The sequence below is a fragment of the Enterobacter sp. CP102 genome (genome assembly GCF_025152625.1).
Taxonomy (GTDB): domain Bacteria; phylum Pseudomonadota; class Gammaproteobacteria; order Enterobacterales; family Enterobacteriaceae; genus Enterobacter; species Enterobacter soli.
This window is the reverse complement of sequence record NZ_CP104014.1, coordinates 940,129-957,936: the sequence shown is the minus strand read 5'-3', so window position 1 is coordinate 957,936 and position 17,808 is coordinate 940,129. Positions and strand designations below refer to the sequence as shown.

Below are 17,808 nucleotides of genomic sequence, written 5' to 3'. Positions count from 1 at the left end.
TTACCAATGCTACTGTCATTAACAGATTTTATTAACACTACCCTGCAAGCGCGTTTTTTCTGGATTTAACCTTCAATTTATAGTTAACTTTTTTCAGCGCTGAAAAAAGACTGAATTTATTGATTTTACTATCATATACAATAAAGTTATCCGTGAAGTTCAACGTATGCACGCCATCGCTCTGGTTGATGCCAGAATTTATCTGTTCAATAAGATTCTCAACAAAACTGTGAGCGTTAAGCGTGATTAACTCTTTTATATAAACTGACTTACCGTAGCTTTCCGGCGTGCACTCCTGAGTAAAGAAGTACGTTTTACCATTTACCCTGCAAGGTGCGCCTGCCCCGCGATGATACGGATTAGCAACATGTAGCTCTGGGGTAATTTTCTGCCATGGCCCCATAATATCATTAGCTGTATGGATAACCAGTTCATCAGCCATCGTGGTGGATGCCAGATACAAAACCCCATTCAATTCAAAAAGAATGTTATCCGTTAAGGCGATATCAGAGACTAAAACCTTGACCTGGCGCCAGTGCACAGGAAAATCCGTGGACTCGAATAAAATAACCTCATTTCTTTCTGATGATTCCGGGATCATAAAAAGCTTATCATCATTTTGATATAAAAAAGGAAATGATAAATGGCACTTTATGTTATCGAAACCTTCGAGTTTTACATCCTCAAGCTCATCCAGTTCGGCATTCAGTATCCTGCAGCGTAATGTTCCCTGCGAATCCCGAAAGTTCATTGCTTCATAAAAAACGTAAACTTTATCGTTTTGTTCAAAAATGAAAGGATCGGCCTGAAACGTATATTTCTTTTTAAGCTGTTTAGTCCGGGCATGACTCAGAATGTCCAGTGTGTTAGCAGGAAATGCATGTGAACGGTTATTTTTAGCAATCAAAATATCCCAGGTTTCATGGAAAAAAAGGGATTTAATCAATCGTTTAGCTTTAGCTTGCATTCGCGCCTGCACCTTTATCCGTTTCGCTATAGGTGGTTCTTGTACGCCAACATTGACAGCCATTTTAAAACATAGCCGTCAGTTCATTTTTTGTCCAATGGTAAAAATAGATGTCGGGACGTGACAGCGCCAGCGCGTGGTTGCTCATGAGGGTTGGTACAGGCAGGTATGGACGAAGGGATGCACTAAAAGGGGGCATTACGGGGTGACTGTATGTTGAATAAAGTAGCGAGTGTAGATTTAGCGAAGAAGGTTGGGGCTTCTCAGCGATCAATAGAATCGCTTATGAACGGAAAGACCAAGCACCTTGAATTTTTACCAAAACTTGCTTCAGATCTGGTTGTTAATGTCGATTGGTTATTGAAAATTTTCCCGGATTCGAACATAACGTACATTGCCCCAAACAGTCTTGAAGGGAAGTATCCATCGATAAACCTGGTCAGCACTGGCGTATACTCGGAAGCTTGTGAGCCGTACTATCTCAAAGAAATTGAAGAATGGTATCACAGTGATATCCATTTTCATGGAGATGGTTTCTGACTCCTGATTGAAGGGGATTCTATGGCATCTCCTGTCGGGCCAGACATTCCTGAGGTAGGCACAGGGAGAGGAACAATTAATGGAAGCTTAGTGGTTACAAAACTGATTGATGCGAACGAGGCGTCTTTCACAAAATGGGTAATTGATGGTGGTCAGAGGTATTTAAAGGACCTTATTCCTTTGTGGCCAATGATTCCAATCAATGGTAATTGCAAGATTATTGGTGTTGTAGTTGAAGCCAGGGAGAAGTTCATATGAGACGCTCTTTAATTGCATTCACACTTTTGTCTTTGCCTCTAATGTCCTATGCCGACTGCTGGATCATTTCAGGCCTTAAAGGTAAAGCTTCATTTAGCCAGGACGAATATGAATTTATTGATGACCAGATAACGGGGGCTGCTTTCAAGATGATCATTAATGACGATAAGGCATCAGTAACAACTCTCTCAGGCGAACCTCTCTCGGATATGAGGTATGTCCCACTCTCAAGCAACACCATTGTAGGTAGCTATCAGGCAGGTGGCGGCATCACTGTTGAGACATGGTCTGTCACAACAGATAAAAAAGTAATGTATACAAAAGTTATGAATATTCCTGCTTTTCAGCAGATAACATCAACAAAGTCTTTCATTGGCGATATAGCTGGAAAATGCGATAAGTAACCCCTTCCAGTCAGTTCCATCATTTGACTATTTTTCTTGCGATCCTAAGCCATCGGCAGGACGCTGGTAGCCAAACGTAACTGATTGACCAGGAGCCTATCGAAATGGTTCAAATATATACATCTTTCAGGCCGAATTTCATACAGTGCACATTAGAAAATGTTGACGCGATTATTGGTCGGAATGTCACAAATACGGCACAAGGGGAGAATGTGATTTACCTGGATGTTAGGTAATCACTTGATTTGAATGGTGCCGATAATAGGAGTCGAACCTACGACCTTCGCATTACGAATGCGCTGCTCTACCAACTGAGCTATATCGGCCCTGAGAGGCCGGTTACGAGCGTAACCACGGGGCAAAAGAGTAGATCTAACAGGGTGGTGCGTCAATGGCCTTGCGAATCAAACGGCTATTTTTGCACCACCCATGCTTATTTACGCACGAATCGTATCATCACCGAAACCGATCCACTTGTAGGTGGTCAGCGCTTCGAGCCCCATTGGGCCGCGTGCGTGCAGCTTCTGGGTACTGACGGCAACTTCTGCACCCAGTCCGAACTGGCCGCCGTCGGTGAAACGGGTTGAGGCATTCACGTATACCGCGGATGAATCCACTTCATTCACAAAACGGTCGGCATTGCGCAGCGTGCGGGTCAGGATCGCGTCAGAGTGCTGCGTACCGTGTTCACGGATGTGCGCAATGGCGTCATCAAGATCGGCCACCACTTTCACGTTCAGATCCAGCGACAGGAACTCATCGTCATACTGCTCTGCTTTTACCGGAACCACCGTCGCAGGGCCCTCTTGCAGCAACGCCTGAGCGTTAGCTTCGGCGTGCAGCGTTACACCACTTTCCGCCATCTGCTTGCTCAGTGCAGGCAGGAACGTATCCGCAATCCCCTGATGAACCAGCAGCGTTTCGACCGTGTTGCAGGTGCTTGGACGCTGCGTTTTCGCATTCACGATGATTTTCAGCGCCGGTTCAATTTCGGCGCTGTCGTCTACAACGATATGACACACACCGATACCGCCGGTGATAACCGGGATCGTCGACTGCTCACGGCACAGTTTGTGCAGGCCCGCACCACCGCGAGGGATCAGCATGTCGATGTATTTGTCCATACGCAGCATTTCATTCACCAGCGCGCGATCCGGGCTTTCAATGGCCTGAACAGCGCCTGCGGGTAAACCGCACTCTTGCAGTGCCTGCTGGATGACTTTTACCGTTGCGGCATTGGTGCGCCAGGTCTCTTTTCCGCCGCGCAGGATGGCCGCATTGCCGGTTTTCAGGCACAGAGAAGCCACATCCACGGTCACGTTCGGACGCGCTTCATAGATAACACCGATAACGCCGAGCGGCACGCGGCGACGCTCAAGGCGTAAACCGCTGTCGAGCAGCCCGCCATCAATCACCTGCCCTACCGGGTCTGCCAGGTTGCACACCTGACGTACATCGTCGGCGATGCCTTTCAGGCGTTCTGGCGTCAGCGCCAGGCGGTCGAGCATAGCTTCGCTCAGGCCGTTTTCACGGGCTTCAGCTAAATCCTGTTCGTTGGCACGCAGAATGTCAGCTGACTGCGATTCCAGATAATCAGCGATTTTTTCCAGCACGCGGTTTTTCTCGCGGCTGGAAAGGAGCGCCAGTTTGTACGAGGCGGCTTTCGCAGCTGCGCCCATTTGTTCCAGCATGTTCAGGCTCCTTAACGAATAATCATGTCATCGCGATGCACGGCAACCGGGCCATATTCATAGCCCAGGATCGCATCGATTTGCTGGGAATGGTGCCCGGCAATACGGCGCAGCGCATCGCTGTTATAGCGACTGACACCGTGAGCGATGTCGCGACCTGCAAGGTTGCGGATACGAATCACTTCACCACGGGAGAAGTTACCTGTCACGCTTTTAATTCCTTTTGGAAGTAATGAACTCCCTCTTTCCAGAATTGCGGAGGTCGCCCCTTCATCCACGGTGATTTCACCAGCCGGAGGCGCACCAAAAATCCAGCGTTTGCGGTTTTCCAGTGGCGATTCCTGCGCGTGGAAGCGCGTCCCTACGGAGAGACCTTCCATCACATCGCCAATCACCCCAGGACGGCTGCCCGCAGCAATTATGGTGTCGATACCGGCACGGCACGCGACGTCGGCGGCCTGCAGCTTGGTGCCCATTCCGCCGGTTCCGAGGCCTGAAACGCTGTCACCGGCGATGGCGCGCAGGGCATCGTCAATGCCGTGAACATCGGTAATCAGTTCGGCTTCCGGGTTAGAACGCGGGTCGGCGGTGAACAGCCCCTGCTGATCGGTCAGAAGCAGGAGTTTATCGGCTCCGGCCAGAATCGCCGCCAGCGCAGAGAGGTTATCGTTATCACCCACTTTAATTTCAGCGGTGGCAACGGCGTCGTTTTCGTTAATGACGGGAACGATATTGTTGTCCAGCAGCGCACGCAGCGTATCGCGGGCATTCAGGAAGCGTTCTCTGTCTTCCATATCTGCACGCGTCAGCAACATCTGGCCGACGTGAATGCCGTAAATAGAAAACAGTTGTTCCCAGAGTTGAATGAGTCGGCTTTGTCCCACGGCGGCCAGCAACTGCTTGGATGCTATCGTCGCGGGTAGTTCGGGGTAGCCCAGGTGTTCACGCCCGGCAGCGATTGCACCGGAAGTCACAATCACAATTCGATGCCCTGCGGCATGTAACTGAGCGCACTGACGTACAAGCTCAACAATGTGGGCGCGATTTAGGCGGCGCGATCCGCCTGTTAAAACACTGGTACCGAGTTTTACCACCAGCGTCTGGCTGTCACTCATGATTCTCTGCCGTTCAACAATAAGGGAAAATGATGTCAAACGAACGTTTTAGCAGGACTCAGCCCCGTTGCCAACTGCCTTCGCACAATGTGGAACACTTTGTTGCGCGGGATCAGTAAGCGTAGCGGTAGATTTTGACAGTTTTATTACTGAAATAATAAATCACAGTTTTTTAAATTAATTCTCAAATTGTCATAAAACTTTAATTCCAGAACGTTAAAACCCTTCCTGTTTTTCACGGGGCAAGAACAGGTGTTCATTGCTCAGCGAATTTTAGCGCGTTTATAAAACTCAGGATTGAAAATGAAAAAGAGTATTCTGGCATTAGTGGTAATGGGCGTTGTTGCTTCCGCATCTGTACACGCAGCCGAAGTTTATAATAAAGATGGCAATAAACTGGACGTGTACGGCAAAGTAAAAGCCATGCACTATATCAGTGATGATGCCTCTAAAGATGGTGACCAGACTTACGTACGTTTCGGCTTCAAAGGTGAAACTCAGATTAACGATCAACTGACCGGTTACGGTCGTTGGGAAGCTGAGTTTTCTGGTAACAAAGCAGAGAGCGATTCTTCACAGAAAACCCGTCTGGCATTTGCTGGTCTGAAACTGAAAAACTTCGGCTCCTTCGACTACGGTCGTAACCTGGGCGCGCTGTACGACGTTGAAGCCTGGACCGATATGTTCCCTGAATTCGGCGGCGACTCTTCTGCTCAGACTGATAACTTCATGACCAAGCGTTCCAGCGGCCTGGCAACCTACCGTAACACCGACTTCTTCGGCGCGGTTGATGGCCTGGATGTGACCCTGCAATACCAGGGTAAAAACGAAAACCGTGACGCCAAAAAGCAGAACGGCGACGGTTTCGGTACTTCTGTAACGTATGACTTCGGTGGCAGCGACTTCGCCATCAGCGGCGCGTACACTAACTCTGACCGTACCAATGACCAGAACCTGCTGACCCGTGGTCAGGGTGACAAAGCGGAAGCCTGGGCAACCGGTCTGAAATATGACGCGAACAATATTTACCTGGCGACCATGTACTCCGAAACCCGCAACATGACCCCAATTTCCGGTGGTTTTGCAAATAAAGCGCAGAACTTCGAAGTGGTTGCACAATACCAGTTTGATTTTGGTCTGCGTCCGTCCCTGGGCTATGTACAGTCTAAAGGCAAAGATATCGAAGGTATCGGCGACGAAGATCTCGTGAAATATATCGATCTGGGCGCGACCTATTATTTCAACAAAAATATGTCAGCGTTTGTTGATTATAAAATCAACCAACTGGATGACAATAACAAACTGGGCCTGAGCAGCGACGACATCGTTGCGCTGGGTATGACTTACCAGTTCTAATAATGTAGAAATAAAAAACCGGCTTAATGCCGGTTTTTTATTTGCCCGGTGGCGCTGCGCTTACCGGGCCTACGAGGCCGGGTAAGGCGAAGCCGCCACCCGGCACTGTTTCATCATCAAGCCGTTAGCTTCACCGCTTCGCTGGAAAAATCATCCGCGGGTTCAAGCTTCAGATCCAGCGTCGCCAGCAATGCGCTTGCCTTGCCGAGGTACTCTTTCAGGGTGTACTCCAGGCGATCGATCACTTCCTGATCTTTGATCGGCGCTGCTTGCCAGTTACCGTCTTTATTAAACAGACCAAACTGATAGCTGTAAGTGAAACGTTTTTCCTCGGCTTCCATTTCCATCCACCAGCCCCAGAACTCACGTTTTTCGGGTGCAGGCTTCACATTGACGCATACAGCCAGGCAGTCGAAAAAAAAGCGATTCTCTTCACACTGCTCTTCTCGAATATACGGGCCAAGAGCCATGAACTTCTTAATCAGTCTACTTTTCGGGTGTCCACTCGGTAACGTCATTGCGATCTCCTTTTGTGAAGCCACTGTTTTACCAAACCATCAAAATTTAGCAATCTATTAACACAATCTCTGCGTGATCCAGCGCGTAATCTCTTTTAGCGCTTTGTCAAAATTCTGATACACCGGGCTGAACGGCACCTCAAGCAGTTTGCCATCCGCAGATGACGATGTGATTAAGCGCGACTCTTCTTCCGGGCTGAACGGATCGTTTTTCCAGAAACCGGACAGCATCGGCGTAGGACAACGCCGTCCCAGCAAGCCCTGCATTTTTAATGAGTAACGATTCAGTTCAACGCGCAGCGCTTCGTCAGATGCATCATGCATACCAAGTCGGCTTGCCAGTACGTCCAGATACATTTCCGGTACGCTCCCCTGGCGAGCAGGCTCACTTAAAAGCGCATGAACCACCGGGCCAAGACAGGCAACAGCTTTAAGACGGGAAGATTCAAGATAAGCCAGACGCACCGCGACGTTCGCGCCAAAACGAAAACCGAAAGCGGCCACTCTGGTGTGGTCAACCCACGGGATATTTTCCAGCGCTTTTAACGCGTGCTGGTGCAACAAGCTCGAATCCTGGGTCAGTTTCCATTTAGAGGAGAAGCCAATAGACGGCATATCAAGCGTTAACATCGCGATCCCTTTTGGTGCAAAGTAGCGCTCAAAAAGGCTGTAGTAGTCAGTCTGGAGTGAATCCAGACCACCGCACATTAATACGACCGGGAAGGGACCTTCGCCATCAGGCATATGCAGGAACCCGGTCACAGGGGTGCCTCCCGGGATAGTGAACTCCAGTTCACGCATCCGGCCCGGCAAACGCTGGGCGGCTTCTTCATAAGCACGGTTTGCGAGCGCCTGCGCTTGCTCGGCCAGTTCGTCGCCTTTCAGATGGGGGTAAGCAGCAATGCTGTAGAGGTTGGCAGCATGGAGCCAGTGCTGGCCGCTCAGAGTGGCATCCTCTTCCTGGCTGGCCTTCTGTTGCCAGAGCATCGCCTGTTTAGCCCATTCGTAAATCCAGTTTCCGCCACGATAACCGACCACGGTGTCGTAGAGTTCGCTGTCAGTGCGTTCGGCGTCGCTCATTACGATACGCGCCTGCACGTCGAGGATTTCGCGGGGATCGATTCCGCGCCAGATCCACATCAGGCGATTAATCATTCGATACCAGTGAGGTACATTTTTGCCGTCTAATGCAGACTGTACTGAAGGCATAGCGCCCTGGTTAAACCGGCGCACCAGCGTCGACGTTTCAGGGTGTTTAAAGCGGGGTTTGAATAGCGTTTCGCTAAGGTTTGCCTGCGTCATTGCATTGCCTCCATGAATACATCGTATAGAGACTATTGTAACTCGCCACAAGCTAAAAAAAACAACGCCCGGCATCACCGGGCGTTAAAATAATTTCGCGCAGGAATTAACGACCAGAGATAGGTGGAACGAAGACCACACCCATATCCCACGGTTGCTCAATCCAGGTATCCTGAGGGATATCAATCACGTAATCATCCACCAGCGGACGGCCAGCAGGTTTCGCGAAGATAGTGACGAAGTGTGCTTTAGGGTACATTTCGCGGATCGCAACCGCAGTACCGCCGGTATCGACCAGATCGTCAATAACGATGAAGCCTTCACCGTCGCCTTCGGCGCGTTTCAGCACGGTCAGTTCACGCTGGTTGTCGTGATCATAGCTGGAGATACATACGGTATCGACATGACGAATACCCAGCTCACGTGCCAGCAGTGCGCCCGGCACCAGACCACCACGGCTAACGGCAATAATGCCTTTCCACTGCTCGGAAGGCATCAGACGCGCAGCCAGTTTGCGTGCGTGAATCTGCAACATGTCCCAGGTGACGACGTATTTTTCGCTCATGTGAAGTGTCCCAGCCTGTTTGTATACGGCTTAAAAAGTGTTCAAGGGGGAAATAGGTTGCGCGAGATTATAGAGATCTGACGCACTAAAAACCAGTGTTTAGCGCCCTGAGCCCGAGTTTTTACATGCTTTATGCTACCAGCAACCAGAGAAAGTGGTATTCTCAGTTGCATCTCGCAAGCCTGACTTGTGGTAACTATTAACCTGCTAACCCTGTGACCTGCATCAATGTTTGCAGAGCATCGACAAGGAGACTTATCGTGTCTGAACTGTCTCAATTATCTCCACAGCCGCTGTGGGATATTTTTGCCAAAATCTGTTCCATTCCACACCCGTCCTACCATGAAGAACAGCTTGCCGAACATATTATTGGCTGGGCGAAAGAAAAAGGTCTGCACACCGAACGTGACCAGGTTGGCAACATTCTGATCCGCAAAGCCGCAACCGCAGGCATGGAAAACCGTAAACCGGTTGTGCTGCAAGCGCACCTGGACATGGTTCCACAGAAAAACAACGATACCGTTCACGACTTCACTAAAGATCCTATCCAGCCATACATCGACGGCGACTGGGTTAAAGCGCGCGGTACTACGCTTGGCGCGGATAACGGTATTGGTATGGCATCTGCCCTGGCTGTGCTGGCAGACGACAGCGTTGAGCACGGTCCACTGGAAGTGCTGCTGACCATGACCGAAGAAGCCGGTATGGACGGTGCTTTCGGCCTGCAAGCTAACTGGCTGCAAGCGGATATCCTGATCAACACCGACTCCGAAGAAGAAGGCGAGATCTACATGGGTTGCGCAGGCGGGATTGATTTTATCTCCACGCTGCCGCTGTCCCGTGAAGCGATTCCTGCTGGTTTCCAGACCTTCAAACTGACGCTGAAAGGCCTGAAAGGGGGTCACTCTGGTGGCGATATTCACTTAGGTCTGGGTAACGCCAACAAACTGCTGGCGCGTTTCCTGGCTGGCCACGCGGCTGAGCTGGACCTGCGTCTGGTTGATTTCAACGGCGGTACGCTGCGTAACGCAATCCCGCGTGAAGCATTTACTACCGTTGCAGTGCCAGCGGCAAAAGCAGACGAGCTGAAAAAGCTCTCCAGCGTTTATCTGGATATCCTGAAAAACGAGCTGTCTGCTAAAGAGAAAAACCTGACTGTGGTTCTGGAATCGGTATCGACAGATAAAGCCGCTCTGACTGCACAGTCTCGCGACAGCTTTATTCAGCTGCTGAATGCCACGCCAAACGGTGTTATTCGCAACTCTGACGTCGCAAAAGGCGTTGTGGAAACCTCTCTGAACGTGGGCGTCGTGACCATGAGCGATGACAGCGCAGAAATCATCTGCCTGATCCGTTCACTTATCGACAGCGGTAAAGAGTACGTTGTCAGTATGCTGGAATCTCTGGGCGAACTGGCTGGCGCGACAACATCCGCTAAAGGTAGCTACCCAGGCTGGCAGCCGGATGCAAGCTCACCGGTAATGGCTCTGGTGCGTGAAACTTACCAGCGTCTGTTCAACAGCACCCCGAACATTCAGGTGATCCACGCAGGTCTGGAATGTGGTCTGTTCAAAAAACCGTATCCGGACATGGATATGGTGTCTATCGGGCCAACCATCACCGGGCCACACTCCCCGGACGAGCAGGTTCATATCGAAAGCGTGGGCCACTACTGGACCCTGCTGACTGAACTGCTGAAAGCGATCCCTGCTAAGTAATACCCTCACCCCAGCCCTCTCCCACAGGGAGAGGGTGAAAAACGTAGGCCCGGTAAGCGTAGCGCACCGGGCTTTTTTATAATCCCAATACCAGCTGTCGTTCCAGCTGCGGATCCAGCAGCGTGACGTGTAATCCCACCAGCCGAACCCCTCTTCCACCCCGTCGTTCTTCCCAGGCTTTTTTTGCCGTTGCAATAAGATCGTCTTTATTCAGGCGCGGCCAGACGTGCTCCTGGGTGGTTTGCTGAAAATCATTAAACTTGAGTTTGATCCCCTGGCGGGCAATCAGCAGGTCTGGTTTCACCTTCGCCAGGCGCCGCTCCAGCTCCGGGTAAAGTTGCCCGGTGATAATGGCCTCGCATTCAGCCCAGTCATGAATATCTTCAATCAGCGTCCGTTCCACGCCAACGGATTTACGCAGCCGCTCGTTATTCACGCTTCGCTCGTCAATGCCCTGACTGCGCTCCCACAGGACGCGGCCAAACTTCCCGAAACGCTTAAGCAGCATGGCGAGATCGCTTCGCTGTACATCTTCGCAGGTGCGCAGCCCCATACTTTCCAGCTTCGCGGCGGAGACTTTCCCGACACCGGGTATTTTTCCAAGCGGCAATGTTTTTAAAAAGGCCGGAACGTCATCCGGGGTGATGACGTACTGGCCGTTTGGTTTATTCAAATCTGAGGCGATTTTTGCGAGGAACTTCACCGGCGCAACGCCTGCCGATGCCGTTAAGTTCAGTTCAAGGGCAATAGTCTGGCGGATCTCCTGCGCCATCAGCGTGGCGGATCCGTGGCAGTGGACGCTGTCAGTGACATCCAGATAGGCCTCATCCAGCGATAGCGGCTCAATCAGCGACGTGTAACGAGAGAAGATTTCCCGAATATGAACGGAGGCTTCTTTGTAGGCCTCAAACCGCCCGGGCAGAAGAGTGAGATGTGGGCAGAGTTTCAGCGCCATCGCCGTAGGCATAGCGCTGCGTACGCCGAATTTGCGCGCAGGATAATTGGCGGTGCTGATCACTCCGCGCTGGACGCGGCTCCCGCCAATGGCGATAGGGATATCCCGCAGCGCCGGGTTGTCACGCATCTCCACTGCGGCAAAAAAACAGTCCATATCCACATGGATTATTTTGCGCATAGTAAGCCCTCACTGATCACTGGATAAGTATACAGTAAAATCGTAAGGATTGAGAAGTGGATATAAGAACGCCGGGTGGCAGCTTTGCCATACCCGGCCGACAAAAACTTAAATAATGCGTTGCTGTTCGCGGGCCATCCGTTTTTTCCGCGCGTCGCACGGCTCCGGGCAATCGCAGACTTTTTCCATCCCCAGAGAAGAGATGCCGCCGCAACTGCCCTGAATGCTTTTGCGCTTAATTATCCAGCCCAGCGACATGCCAAGCACCACCAGCACAAACACCAAAAAAGTTGCCAGAAACGTCAACATCATCAGCCTCCAAAGTCATCCAGCATGATGTTCTCATCTTCCACACCCAGATCTTTGAGCATCTTAATAACTGCCGCGTTCATCATTGGCGGACCACACATGTAGAACTCACAATCTTCCGGTGCAACGTGCTGCTTCAGGTAGTGCTCATAGAGAACGTTGTGGATGAAGCCGGTGTAGCCTTTCCAGTTATCTTCCGGCTGCGGATCAGACAGCGCCACGTGGAAGGTAAAGTTAGGGTTTTCACGTGCCAGCTGTTCAAACTCGTCGTCATAGAACATTTCGCGCAGCGAGCGGGCCCCGTACCAGAAGCTAATTTTTCGCTGACTGCCGAGCCGTTTAAGCTGGTCGAAAATGTGCGAACGCATCGGCGCCATCCCAGCGCCACCGCCGATAAACACCATTTCAGCATCCGTCTCTTTAGCAAAGAATTCGCCAAACGGACCGGAAATAGTGACTTTATCGCCCGCTTTCAGTGACCAGATGTAAGACGACATCACGCCCGGCGGTGCATCCGGCACAGACGGTGGTGGCGTAGCAATACGCACGTTGAGCATGATGATGCCCTTCTCTTCCGGGTAGTTCGCCATAGAGTAGGCGCGCAACGTCGGCTCGTTGACCTCAGATACAAAGCGGAAAAGATTGAATTTATCCCAGTCGGCGCGGTATTCGTCCGGCACGTCGAAATCGGCGTAAGCAACGGTGTGCGCCGGGCACTCAATCTGGATATACCCGCCTGCACGGAAGGGCACATCTTCCTCATCCGGCACGCGCAGTTTCAGCTCTTTAATGAAAGTGGCTTTGTTATCGTTAGAGATAACCTCGCACTCCCATTTTTTGACGCCGAAAATCTCTTCCGGCAGCTCAATTTTCATGTTCTGGCGCACCGCAACCTGGCAGGCCAGGCGGCAGCCCTCTTTCGCCTCACGCTTTGTGATATGCGCCAGTTCAGTTGGCAGGATGTCACCGCCGCCCTCTTTCACCGTCACACGGCATTGCCCACAGGAGCCACCGCCGCCACAGGCCGAGGAGACAAATATCCCGTTCCCCGAAAGCGTGTTAAGCAGCTTGTCACCCGCCGGAGTGCGGATCTGGTTCTGCGGCTCATCATTAATATCAATAATGACGTCCCCGGCGTTCACCAGCTTAGAGCGCGCAGCCAGAATCAGCCCAGACAGCACCAGTACAATAAGCGTGAACATCACCACGCCAAGAATAATTTCCATATCGAAGCCCTCAGAGCTGCACGCCGGAGAAGGACATAAAGCCCAGCGCCATCAGCCCGGTGGTGATAAAGGTGATCCCTAAGCCACGCAATCCTGCGGGTACGTTGGCATATTTCATTTTTTCGCGGATCCCCGCCATGGTGACAATCGCCAGCATCCAGCCAATACCGGAACCAAAGCCGTAAACGATGGATTCACTGAAGTTGTAATCACGCTGGACCATAAACGACACGCCACCGAAGATGGCGCAGTTCACCGCGATCAGCGGCAGGAAGATCCCCAGCGCGTTATAAAGCGACGGGAAGTATTTATCGAGGATCATCTCGAGTATTTGTACCAGTGCCGCAATCACACCAATAAAGGTGATGAAGTTAAGGAAGCTCAGATCGACCCCCTCAACCAGTGCGCCATCACGCAGGACAAAGTTGTACACCAGATTATTAATCGGTACAGATAATCCGAGTACCACAGTGACCGCCACACCCAGACCAAAGGCCGTCGACACCTTTTTGGACACCGCGAGGAACGTACACATGCCGAGGAAAAACGCGAGCGCCATGTTTTCAACAAACACCGCACGCACAAACAAACTCAGGTAATGAGCCATTGTCGGTTACTCCTTTTCCTGCTGTTCTGGCTTCAACGTACGAATTAGCCAGATCAGCAAACCGATAATGAAAAATGCGCTTGGGGCCAGCAGGAACAGCCCGTTTGGCAGATACCAGCCGCCATTTTGCACCGTGTCCAGCACCGTGATACCGAACAGCTTGCCGCTACCGATTAACTCACGCAGGAAACCGACCGTCAGGAGGATGACCCCATAACCCAGGCCGTTGCCGATACCATCCATAAAGCTCGCCAGCGGCGGCATCTTCATGGCGTAGGCTTCCGCGCGCCCCATCACAATGCAGTTGGTGATAATCAGGCCAACAAATACCGAGAGCTGTTTTGAGGTTTCATAGGCAAAAGCGCGCAACAGCTGATCGACGACGATCACCAGTGACGCGATGATCGCCATCTGCACGATGATCCTCACGCTGTTCGGAATATGGTGGCGGATCATGGAGATAAACATGCTGGAAAATGCAGTAACCAGCGTCACCGCGACGGTCATCACCAGCGCGGTTTCCAGTTTGGTGGTTACCGCCAGTGCTGAACAGACGCCAAGCACCTGCAACGTAATCGGGTTATTGGCTAAAAGCGGGCCAATGAGTACCTTTTTCACTTCTTTCAATTCACCCGCATCAGCCATTGTTCAGCGCTCCTTCACGTACATTTTTCAGGAAGGGGCCAAACCCCAGCTCACCCATCCAGAAGTCAAAACTGTGCTGTACGCCGTTGGACGTGAGTGTTGCTCCGGAAAGCCCGTCCACAGCGAACTCGTCACCTGGACGCGCCGCGCCTTTCATCACTTTCAGCGCGGGTAATCCGTTATCGTCGAGCACCTTTTTACCGATAAACTGCGCCCGCCAGTTAGGGTTCTCGATTTCACCGCCGAGCCCCGGCGTTTCGCCCTGGTCATAATAGGTAATGCCTTTCACCGTACGGCCGTCCGTCTCTAAGGCAACAAAGGCATACATCATCGACCACAGGCCGTTGCCGTAAATCGGCAGCACCATCTCCTGCACGCGTTTTTGCTCGTCGCGTACCAGATAGATCTCCGCAAGATTGCTGCGTCGCTTAATACCGGCCGGATCTTGCGATGCCTCCAGCGCTATGCTCATCTGCGGGTCTTTCAGTGCCTGTGCCTGATTAAATTTGGCTGGGTCGCTGTCCAGCAGCTCACCTGTTTTGAGATCCACCAGCCGGGACGAAATGCGTTCAGCAAAGATTTTTGCCACGTCATCAGCGCTCATCCCGTCCTGCATAAGCCCGGCGACCGCCAGGATATTGCGCTGTTTATCCAGCGCGCGCTGCTCCTGCTGAAGCGGTTTTAACCCCACGGCAGAGCCCGCCACCACAATGGAACACACCAGACAGAGCACCAGCACCACCAGCAGCGTTTTGCCGGTGCTGTCGTTATTTTTGATATCAGCCACGCGCCTTCCTCCGCTTAATGTTGGCGCGTACCACCAGATAATCGAATAGCGGCGCAAACAAGTTGGCAAACAAAATGGCCAACATCATCCCTTCCGGATACGCCGGGTTGACCACGCGAATCAATACACACATCACGCCGATAAGCGCGCCGTAGCACCATTTCCCTTTGTCGGTGAATGAGGCCGAAACAGGGTCAGTTGCCATAAACATCATGCCAAAAGCAAAGCCTCCCAGAACCAGATGCCAGTACCAGGGCATAGAGAACATAGGGTTGGTGGCAGAGCCGATAACATTAAACAGCGTGGCGGTGAGCACCATACCCAGCATCACACCCGCGACAATGCGCCAGGAGGCCACTCGCCCGAACAGAATGATGGCCCCGCCGAGCAAAATCATCAGCGTAGAGACTTCACCAATCGACCCCGGGAGATTGCCAATAAAGGCATCAAACCAGGTGACGGGTTGCCCCGTGGCGTTATTCACCAGCGTTTCACCGCCGTGAGCCGCCCACTGAGAAAGCGGAGTCGCTCCGGAAAAGCCATCTGCTGCCGTCCAGACCAGATCGCCAGAGATTTGTGCCGGATAGGCAAAAAACAGGAATGCACGCCCCGCCAGTGCCGGGTTCAGGAAGTTGCGCCCGGTTCCGCCAAAGATCTCTTTTGCAATCACCACCCCGAAGCTGATGCCAAGCGCAGCCTGCCACAGAGGTAAGGTTGGCGGCACAATCAGGGCAAACAGAATAGAGGTGACAAAGAAACCTTCGTTGATTTCATGTTTGCGAATAATGGCGAACAGGACTTCCCAGAACCCGCCGACGATAAAGACCGTGAGGTAAATCGGCAGGAAGAAAACCGCCCCCAGCGTCATCATGCTTATCCAGCCAGCATCCGCGGCAAAGCTTACGCCCAGCATCTGAGCAAGACGGTAATGCCAGTCTGACTGAATAACCTGTGCCAGCTGCGGCGCATCATACAGATGATGCAGGGCCGGGATGGTTTGCAACCCAACGTTGTACATGCCCCAGAACATGGCCGGAAAAACGGCGAGCCAGACCAGGATCATCATCCTTTTAAGATCAATGGCATCACGAACGTGCGTAGCCCCTTTCGTGACCAGGCCCGGCGTGTAGAAAACCGTCGCGGTAGCTTCAAACAGCGGGTAGTACTTTTCCAGCTTGCCGCCCTGTAAGAAGTGCGGCTCCATTTTTTCGAAGAGGTGTTTTAAGCCCATCAGTTATCCTTCCTGCTCAATGCGGGTTAACACCTCGCGCAATACGGGTCCGTATTCGTATTTCCCCGGGCAAACGTAAGTACAGAGCGCCAGGTCTTCTTCATCCAGCTCCAGGCAACCAAGCGCCTGTGCGCTGTCGCTGTCCCCGGCCAGCAGATCGCGTAGCAACAGGGTTGGAAGGATATCGAGCGGCATCACGCGCTCGTAGTTGCCAATCGGAACCATTGCGCGCTCACCGCCGTGGGTGCTGGTTGAGAAGTTAAAGAGCTTGTGGCGCAGGAAGTGCCCAAGCGTGGTGCGGGTGACGGAGAATTTATCCGCGCCGGGTAGCACCCAGCCAAACAGTTCTTTCTCGCGCCCTTCCTGCACAATGCTGACCTGCAAGTGAAAACGCCCCAAAAATGCCTGCGCGCCGGTGGCCTGCCTGCCGCTGAGCACCGAGCCGGAGATCAGACGGTTTTCACCCTCTTTTGTTTCACCCAACATCAGTTCAGAAATATCCGCCCCCAGCAGCGTGCGCACCAGGCGTGGATTCACAGCCTGTGGCCCACCGATAGCGATCACCCGTTCAGAACACAACTCACCCTCAGTAAAGAGCTTACCGATAGCAATCACATCCTGATAATTAAGGTGCCAGACCTGCTTCGTCAGGCTGACGGGTTCAAGAAAATGAATGTGCGTTCCAGCAAGGCCTGCCGGATGCGGGCCGGCAAATTCGTTAAAGGTGACCTGCCCTTGCGGATGGCCGCCAAGTTTACCTCCCGATGCCTGGCAAACGTGGACTTTCCCGGCCGTCAGCCGCATCAGCAGAGTAAGCCCGGCATCAAACGCTTTACGCTGCGCAAAGATAAGAGGCTGCGGGTCTGCACTAAGCGGGTTGGTATCGATAGCCGTAACGAAGATGGCGGCCGGAACAGAGCCGGGCACCGGGGATTTGCTGAACGGCCGCGTGCGAAATGCCGTCCACAGGCCGGATTCCAGCAGTTGCGTCTGCACAACTTCACGCTTCAGGGTGGCGAGTTCGGCGACGTCAAACCGTGCAAACTCACGCTGTTCGTTACCTCCAATACGGATAACAACCGACTGCAATACACGGCGTTCGCCACGGTTGATTGCCACAACGGTGCCGCTGGCTGGTGCAGTGAACATCACGCCCGGATTTTTTTTATCTTCGAAGAGCGCCTGTCCTTTGATGACCCGTTCCCCTTCCTGCACCAGCATGGAGGGGCGCATTCCGACGTAATCTGCACCCAAAATGGCGACATGGCGAATGTCAGAGGCTTGCGAAACGTGCTGTTCTGGCACGCCAGCGATCGGGAGATCAAGTCCTTTTCTGATTCTAAACATGTGGTTAGCAAGTATCCATGAACAACAATCCAGAGGGGGCGAAGTGTACCATTTTTCCCCCTTTCTGGGGCAGCGGAACTGCCGCCG

Annotated in this window: 19 protein-coding genes and 1 tRNA gene; 5 read left to right on the top strand and 15 right to left on the bottom strand. The window is 52.2% G+C overall.

Annotated elements, in window-relative coordinates; genetic code table 11:
- Positions 1–37: 37 nt before the first annotated feature.
- Positions 38–967 (bottom strand): hypothetical protein, encoded by a 930-nt coding sequence (locus N1249_RS04470; protein ID WP_259837992.1) that lies wholly within the window; start codon positions 965–967, stop codon positions 38–40.
- 213 nt (positions 968–1,180) lie between these two features.
- On the opposite strand from N1249_RS04470, the gene N1249_RS04465 reads away from it, so the two are divergent.
- Genes N1249_RS04465 through N1249_RS04455 form a run of 3 tightly spaced genes read left to right on the top strand, consistent with a single transcriptional unit; the run spans position 1,181 to position 2,169 of the window.
- Positions 1,181–1,507 (top strand): helix-turn-helix transcriptional regulator, encoded by a 327-nt coding sequence (locus N1249_RS04465; protein WP_259834889.1) that lies wholly within the window; start codon positions 1,181–1,183, stop codon positions 1,505–1,507.
- A gap of 21 nt (positions 1,508–1,528) precedes the next feature.
- Entirely contained in the window at positions 1,529–1,765 is a 237-nt protein-coding gene (locus N1249_RS04460) for a peptidase S24 (RefSeq protein ID WP_259834887.1), read from the top strand.
- Positions 1,762–2,169, top strand: a complete 408-nt coding sequence (locus N1249_RS04455; protein WP_259834885.1) for a hypothetical protein — start codon at positions 1,762–1,764, stop codon at positions 2,167–2,169. Before N1249_RS04460 ends, N1249_RS04455 begins: the two co-directional genes overlap by 4 nt.
- A 250-nt stretch (positions 2,170–2,419) precedes the next feature.
- On the opposite strand, the gene N1249_RS04450 is transcribed toward N1249_RS04455, so the two are convergent.
- From N1249_RS04450 to proB, 3 genes are all read right to left on the bottom strand, one after another.
- Positions 2,420–2,495: transfer RNA gene (locus N1249_RS04450), tRNA-Thr, on the bottom strand.
- 111 nt (positions 2,496–2,606) lie between these two features.
- Positions 2,607–3,860: a glutamate-5-semialdehyde dehydrogenase gene (proA, locus tag N1249_RS04445; RefSeq protein WP_259834883.1), complete on the bottom strand. Its 1,254-nt coding sequence runs from the start codon at positions 3,858–3,860 to the stop codon at positions 2,607–2,609.
- An 11-nt stretch (positions 3,861–3,871) separates the two neighbouring features.
- The gene (gene proB, locus N1249_RS04440; RefSeq protein WP_259834881.1) at positions 3,872–4,975 is read right to left on the bottom strand and encodes a glutamate 5-kinase; all 1,104 of its coding nucleotides are present in this window, start codon (positions 4,973–4,975) and stop codon (positions 3,872–3,874) included.
- 303 nt (positions 4,976–5,278) lie between these two features.
- Here proB and phoE point away from each other — a divergent pair, with 303 nt between their 5' ends.
- A complete protein-coding gene (phoE, locus tag N1249_RS04435; RefSeq protein WP_259834879.1) occupies positions 5,279–6,331 on the top strand; it encodes a phosphoporin PhoE in 1,053 nt (350 codons plus the stop codon).
- Between the two features lie 116 nt (positions 6,332–6,447).
- On the opposite strand, the gene crl is transcribed toward phoE, so the two are convergent.
- From crl to gpt, 3 genes are all read right to left on the bottom strand, one after another.
- Positions 6,448–6,849, bottom strand: a complete 402-nt coding sequence (gene crl, locus N1249_RS04430; protein WP_166717180.1) for a sigma factor-binding protein Crl — start codon at positions 6,847–6,849, stop codon at positions 6,448–6,450.
- Between the two features lie 57 nt (positions 6,850–6,906).
- The gene (gene frsA, locus N1249_RS04425; RefSeq protein WP_259834877.1) at positions 6,907–8,151 is read right to left on the bottom strand and encodes an esterase FrsA; all 1,245 of its coding nucleotides are present in this window, start codon (positions 8,149–8,151) and stop codon (positions 6,907–6,909) included.
- Between the two features lie 106 nt (positions 8,152–8,257).
- Positions 8,258–8,716 (bottom strand): xanthine phosphoribosyltransferase, encoded by a 459-nt coding sequence (gene gpt / locus N1249_RS04420; RefSeq protein WP_010427903.1) that lies wholly within the window; start codon positions 8,714–8,716, stop codon positions 8,258–8,260.
- A gap of 260 nt (positions 8,717–8,976) precedes the next feature.
- Between gpt and pepD the strand changes: the two genes are divergently transcribed.
- A complete protein-coding gene (gene pepD, locus N1249_RS04415; RefSeq protein ID WP_259834875.1) occupies positions 8,977–10,434 on the top strand; it encodes a cytosol nonspecific dipeptidase in 1,458 nt (485 codons plus the stop codon).
- Between the two features lie 76 nt (positions 10,435–10,510).
- On the opposite strand, the gene dinB is transcribed toward pepD, so the two are convergent.
- The 8 genes from dinB to N1249_RS04375 all read right to left on the bottom strand — a co-directional run bounded on the left by dinB (position 10,511) and on the right by N1249_RS04375 (position 17,721).
- Complete coding sequence (gene dinB, locus N1249_RS04410; RefSeq protein ID WP_259834873.1) at positions 10,511–11,569, bottom strand: DNA polymerase IV; 1,059 nt, start codon at positions 11,567–11,569, stop codon at positions 10,511–10,513.
- Between the two features lie 108 nt (positions 11,570–11,677).
- Entirely contained in the window at positions 11,678–11,878 is a 201-nt protein-coding gene (gene nqrM / locus N1249_RS04405) for a (Na+)-NQR maturation NqrM (RefSeq protein ID WP_259837990.1), read from the bottom strand.
- Between the two features lie 2 nt (positions 11,879–11,880).
- Positions 11,881–13,104, bottom strand: a complete 1,224-nt coding sequence (nqrF, locus tag N1249_RS04400; protein WP_259834871.1) for an NADH:ubiquinone reductase (Na(+)-transporting) subunit F — start codon at positions 13,102–13,104, stop codon at positions 11,881–11,883.
- Between the two features lie 10 nt (positions 13,105–13,114).
- Positions 13,115–13,711, bottom strand: coding sequence for an NADH:ubiquinone reductase (Na(+)-transporting) subunit E (gene nqrE, locus N1249_RS04395; RefSeq protein WP_014069020.1), 597 nt, complete (start codon positions 13,709–13,711; stop codon positions 13,115–13,117).
- A gap of 6 nt (positions 13,712–13,717) precedes the next feature.
- The gene (locus N1249_RS04390; protein ID WP_014069019.1) at positions 13,718–14,356 is read right to left on the bottom strand and encodes an NADH:ubiquinone reductase (Na(+)-transporting) subunit D; all 639 of its coding nucleotides are present in this window, start codon (positions 14,354–14,356) and stop codon (positions 13,718–13,720) included.
- Positions 14,349–15,143 carry a Na(+)-translocating NADH-quinone reductase subunit C gene (locus N1249_RS04385; RefSeq protein ID WP_259834869.1) on the bottom strand — a complete coding sequence of 265 codons (795 nt, stop codon included), beginning with the start codon at positions 15,141–15,143 and terminating at the stop codon, positions 14,349–14,351. The genes N1249_RS04390 and N1249_RS04385 overlap by 8 nt, the downstream gene beginning before the upstream one ends.
- Entirely contained in the window at positions 15,136–16,374 is a 1,239-nt protein-coding gene (locus N1249_RS04380) for an NADH:ubiquinone reductase (Na(+)-transporting) subunit B (protein WP_257272852.1), read from the bottom strand. The genes N1249_RS04385 and N1249_RS04380 overlap by 8 nt, the downstream gene beginning before the upstream one ends.
- 3 nt (positions 16,375–16,377) lie before the next feature.
- The gene (locus N1249_RS04375) at positions 16,378–17,721 is read right to left on the bottom strand and encodes a Na(+)-translocating NADH-quinone reductase subunit A (protein WP_259834866.1); all 1,344 of its coding nucleotides are present in this window, start codon (positions 17,719–17,721) and stop codon (positions 16,378–16,380) included.
- Positions 17,722–17,808: the final 87 nt, after the last annotated feature.